The sequence below is a fragment of the Gordonia sp. i37 genome (assembly GCF_002043085.1).
GTDB classification, from domain to species: domain Bacteria; phylum Actinomycetota; class Actinomycetes; order Mycobacteriales; family Mycobacteriaceae; genus Gordonia; species Gordonia polyisoprenivorans.
The window spans coordinates 1-4,980 of the sequence record NZ_MVPX01000057.1 but is presented as its reverse complement, the minus strand read 5'-3'; the positions used below and the strand labels follow the sequence as shown (position 1 = coordinate 4,980).

Annotated in this window: 4 protein-coding genes; 2 read left to right on the top strand and 2 right to left on the bottom strand. The window is 67.6% G+C overall.

Translation table 11 applies throughout. From position 1 onward, the window contains the following. Window positions 1-18 precede the first annotated feature (18 nt). Window positions 19-1,305, bottom strand: coding sequence for an isocitrate lyase (gene aceA, locus B1964_RS02200; RefSeq protein ID WP_079928632.1), 1,287 nt, complete (start codon window positions 1,303-1,305; stop codon window positions 19-21). A gap of 493 nt (window positions 1,306-1,798) precedes the next feature. After that, window positions 1,799-2,599: a hypothetical protein gene (locus B1964_RS02195; RefSeq protein ID WP_079928631.1), complete on the bottom strand. Its 801-nt coding sequence runs from the start codon at window positions 2,597-2,599 to the stop codon at window positions 1,799-1,801. Between the two features lie 92 nt (window positions 2,600-2,691). On the opposite strand from B1964_RS02195, the gene ramB reads away from it, so the two are divergent. Beyond that, complete coding sequence (ramB, locus tag B1964_RS02190) at window positions 2,692-4,128, top strand: acetate metabolism transcriptional regulator RamB (protein WP_079928630.1); 1,437 nt, start codon at window positions 2,692-2,694, stop codon at window positions 4,126-4,128. An 87-nt stretch (window positions 4,129-4,215) separates the two neighbouring features. Further along, window positions 4,216-4,980: serine/threonine-protein kinase (locus B1964_RS02185; protein ID WP_139765598.1), on the top strand; the 765-nt coding region annotated here is incomplete at its 3' end.

The following is a 4,980-nucleotide window of genomic DNA, read 5'->3' as shown; positions in this document are numbered from 1 at the left end:
ATCGCGGACAGTCGAGTCCTAGTGGAACTGACCTTCCTCGGTCGAGCCCTTGAGGGCTGCGGTCGAGGTGTTGGGATCGACGGTGGTGGCGATCTTGTCGAAGTATCCGGCACCGACCTCACGCTGGTGCTTGGTGGCGGTGTAACCGCGCTCCTCGGCGGCGAACTCGCGCTCCTGCAGCTCGACGTAGGCACTCATCTGGTTGCGGGCGTAGCCGTAGGCCAGATCGAACATCGAGTAGTTGAGGGCGTGGAAGCCGGCCAGCGTGATGAACTGGAACTTGAAACCCATTGCGCCGAGCTCGTTCTGGAACTTCGCGATGGTCGCGTCGTCGAGGTGCTGCTTCCAGTTGAACGACGGGGAGCAGTTGTAGGCCAGCAACTGGTCCGGGAACTCGCTCTTGACGGCCTCGGCGAACTTGCGGGCCAGCTCCAGGTCGGGCTTGCCGGTCTCCATCCAGATCAGGTCGGAGTACGGGGCGTAGGCCTTGGCGCGGGCGATGCAGGGCTCGATGCCCTTCTTCACGCCGTAGAAGCCCTCCGCGGTGCGGGTGCCGTCGAGGAACGGCTTGTCGCGCTCGTCAACATCCGAGGTGATCAGGGTTGCGGCCTCGGCGTCGGTGCGGGCGATGACGACGGTCGGCGCGCCGGCGACGTCGGCGGCCAGACGAGCCGAGGTCAGGGTACGGATGTGCTGCTGGGGGGGGATGAGCACCTTGCCACCGAGGTGGCCGCACTTCTTCTCCGAGGCGAGCTGATCCTCCCAGTGGGTACCGGCGGCACCCGCGGCGATCATGGCCTTCTGCAGCTCGTAGACGTTGAGCGCGCCACCGAAGCCGGCCTCGCCGTCGGCGACGATCGGCACGACCCAGTTGTCGACCGAGGTGTCGCCCTCGACCTTGGCGATCTCATCGGCGCGCAGCAGCGCGTTGTTGATGCGGCGCACGACCGACGGCACCGAGTTGGCCGGGTAGAGCGACTGGTCGGGGTAGGTGTGACCGGAGAGGTTCGCGTCACCGGCGACCTGCCAGCCGGACAGGTAGATGGCCTTGAGGCCGGCGCGCACCTGCTGAACGGCCATGTTGCCGGTGAGGGCACCGAGCGCGTTGATGTAGTTGTCGCCGTTGACACCCTCCCAGAGGATCTCGGCGCCACGACGGGCCAGGGTGGGGTCCTCGACGACCGAGCCCTGCAGCTCGACGACCTGGTCGGCGGTGTATTCGCGGGTGATGCCCTTCCAGCGCGGGTTGGTGTCCCAGTCCTGCTGGATCTCCGCGGCGGTACGGGGCTTTCCGACGTTGCTCATTAGCCACTTCGCTTTCGTTGTACTACTCGGCCCGACGTGACCGATGGTGGTCCGGCCCGTGCGTGAAACCCGAGCCGAATCCCTTGCTGACAGACGCCCGGTTTCGGTGAGTGGTGCAATCGATGGCCGGGACCCGAGGGCCGCCGTCACTTTTGCGAACTCGCCGAAGCGATCCGGTTGTGTCTGCAACCAAGAGTGCCACAGGGCAAAGCCGCAGGTCCAGTGAGGTTTGTGGTGTGAACACTGGCCATAATTCCCCTCGGTTTTGCAAATTTTGCGAAAGGCGATGTGTGAAGGCCGCGCGCGTTTCATAAAAAAGTACGCGCGTACTGGGATTTTCGACGATCCGACCGACGCCCTCGATGCGAGGGCGGGCAACCAGCGTGAGCGCCGGCCCGCCTCGCCCGGCCATGAGGATGTGACGACCTTCACACAAAATCGGACAGCCCATCGCCGGCGGGCCACCGCAGAATGCCCCGGCGCGACGCCGTCGTCAGCTCTTGCGGCCCGCCGCGGCCACCGACAGCGCACTGCCGAACAGCGTCACGAAGTCCTGTTCGGCGAGCGGGGGCTGGGCGGCGGGCGGCGCTGCGGGTGGCGCGACGGCGTCGGTCGGGTCACCGGACACCGTGAGACTCACCGAGACCGGAGCGGCCCCGCCCGGGCGGGCGACGATCGCGTAGCCCACGTAGTCGATGCGCGTGCGGACCGACCGATCCGCCAGGGTGGTCGTCGTCGCCGACTTCACGAGCAGCATCTGCTCGACCTTCTCCGCGTCCTTGCCGAGTTCGGGCGTGGCCATCTCGGTGTGCTCGGTGACGATGCTCGTCCCGGTGAGGTTGCCCGTCGTGATCATCGTCTGCGTGCGCGCACAGGCACCGGTCATGGCGGCCACGTCGGCGCCGATGTCGCGCATCTGTGTGGTCACCAACTCGACGAGCCCGCCGAAGGAGGCTTGCGCGGCCAGTACCGCCGAATTCGCCTCGGTCAGGGTCGGGTTGAGCTTCGCATCGGCGGTGGGCCGGCATTGCGGCAGAGTGATCTCGGTGGCGTCGGAGGCCTTGAGTTGCGTGGAGTTGGCGTCGACGAGCTGGGGCACCGACAACTCGGTGGCGGTGAAACCGACCGGCAGCGTCGACGGGTCGAGCAGCAGGTCGGCCGGCGCGGCCGCCAGATCGGGGACGGTCGTCGGTGCATGACCACACGCCACCGTCACCGCCGCGACGAGGCCCACCACCAGCGCCGCCGGCCCCGAGCCCGTCCCCCTGCGCCGATGAGCGCGCCCTACCCGCACGCCGTCACCGTACCCTGAAGCTCATCGACTCCCCCGGGATCGGGCGCATCGGCCGGGCGGGTCCCGGCGACGGTGAGCAGCGGAGGTGTGCGGTGACCAAGACCTATGCGGGTGCGCGAACCTACGTGGGTTCACGCCTACGCCAACTGCGTTCCGAGCGCGGCCTGTCGCAGGTCGCGTTGGCCCAGACACTCGAGATCTCCCCGTCCTATCTCAACCAGATCGAGCACGATGCGCGGCCGCTCACCGCCAAGGTGCTCGCCCGGATCACCGAGACCTTCGGCGTCGACGCCGGATTCTTCGACTCCCAGGACGACGTCCGCCTCGTTGCCGAGCTCCGCGAGGTGCTGCTCGACGACGACGTCGAGGCCACCGACACCGCGCTCGACCCGCAGGAGATCAGTGCGATGGTCGCCGGGCACCCCGACATCGCGAACGCGATGGTCACGCTGTACCGGCGCTACCGCAACTCCTCCGATCAGCTCGCCGCGGCAACCGACGAACGCGGCGACCGATCGATGCGCGGCGCGATCACCGCACCGCACGAGGAAGTGCGCGACTACTTCTATCAGCGCCGCAACTACATTCACGAACTCGACGTCGCCGCAGAGGAGATGACCACCCGGATGCGCATGCACTCCGGTGATGTGCGCCGCGAGATCATCGATCGCCTGGAGAAGCGCCACCGGGTCACCGTCGTCCGCCGCGTGGACCTGGGTGACTATGTGCTGCACCGGTTCGACCCGGACACCCGCCGACTGGAGGTGTCGGCGGCGCTGTCGTCGGGGCAGCGCGCCTTCAAGCTCGCGACCGAATTGGCGCTGCTCGAATTCGGTGATCTCATCGACGAGCTCGTCGAGGCCGGCACCTTCACCAGCGACGAGGCCCGCTCGCTGGCCCGGTACGGGTTGGCCAACTACTTCGCGGCCGCAACCCTGTTGCCCTACAGCCAGTTCCACGGTGCGGCCGAGGATTTCCGGTACGACATCGAACGGCTCTCGGCGTTCTACGCGGTCTCCTACGAGACGATCTGTCACCGGCTCTCGACGTTGCAGCGACCCAATCTGCGGGGCATCCCGTGGTCGTTCGTGCGCGTCGACCGGGCCGGAAACATGTCGAAACGCCAGTCCGCCACCGGATTCCACTTCTCCTCCTCCGGGGGCACCTGCCCGCTGTGGAATGTGTACGAGACGTTCGGATCACCGGGCAAGATCCTTACCCAGATCGCCGAGATGCCCGACGGCCGTGAGTATTTCTGGATCGCGCGGACCGTGGAGCGCCGGGCGGCACGCTTCGGCCAACCCGGTAAGACCTTCGCGATCGGCATGGGGTGCGAGCTGCGACATGCCGCGCGCGTCATCTACTCCGACGGGCTCGAGATCGGTCCGCAGGCGCGGATCACCCCGATCGGTGCCGGTTGCCGTGTGTGCGAGCGCCAGCACTGCGCGCAACGTGCCTTCCCCTCGCTGGGCACGCGTCTGCGGGTCAACGAGCACGGGAGCACGGTCTCGCCGTATATGAACATCTGACGAGACCGCGCCGGCCGGCGAAATCAGCGCCGATCACGGCGGTGCATCGACCGTTCGCTATCCTCATCGGATCGACGGGGGGATTCGATGCTGGAACAAGGTCAGGTCTTCGCCGGTCATCGGGTGATCGGACAACTCGGGGCGGGCGGAATGGGCGAGGTGTACCTCGTCGAGCATCCCGGGTTGGGACGCAAGCAGGCACTCAAGGTCATCGCGGGCGCCGCCCACTCCCCCGGCCTGCGGGAACGCTTCATCAACGAGGCGCGGACGGTGGCGTCCCTCGATCATCCGAACATCATCGCGATCCACGCCTTCGGCGTCGAGGACGGCCTTCCGTGGTTCACGATGCCCTACCTCGACGGTGCCGACCTGTCCCATGCCAGGCTCTCGGCCGGCGAGACGACCACCGTGATCACGGCGGTCGCCCACGCCCTCGATCACGCGCACCGTCGAGGCGTGATCCATCGCGACATCAAGCCCGCGAACATCGTCGTCACCCGTGACGCGGGAACCGGCGCCATCGATCGGGTGGTGACGCTCGATTTCGGGATCGCCCGCGCCGCGGAGTCCCCGCACGTGACAGCGACCAACTTGTTCCTGGGCACCCTCGTCCACGCTGCTCCCGAGGTGATCGACGGCGAACCGGCGAGCGCGGCCTCCGACGAGTACGCGTTGGCCTGCACCGCATACGAAATCCTTTCGGGCCGTGCACCGTTCGGCGGAGAAGGTCCCGCGGCGCTGCTCGCGTCGAAGCTGACCAAACCCGTGCCGCCGCTGGCACCGACCCAGCCGGCGTACGCCGCGGCCGACCCCGTGCTGGCGCGCGCACTCGCCGCCGATCCCGCGCAGCGC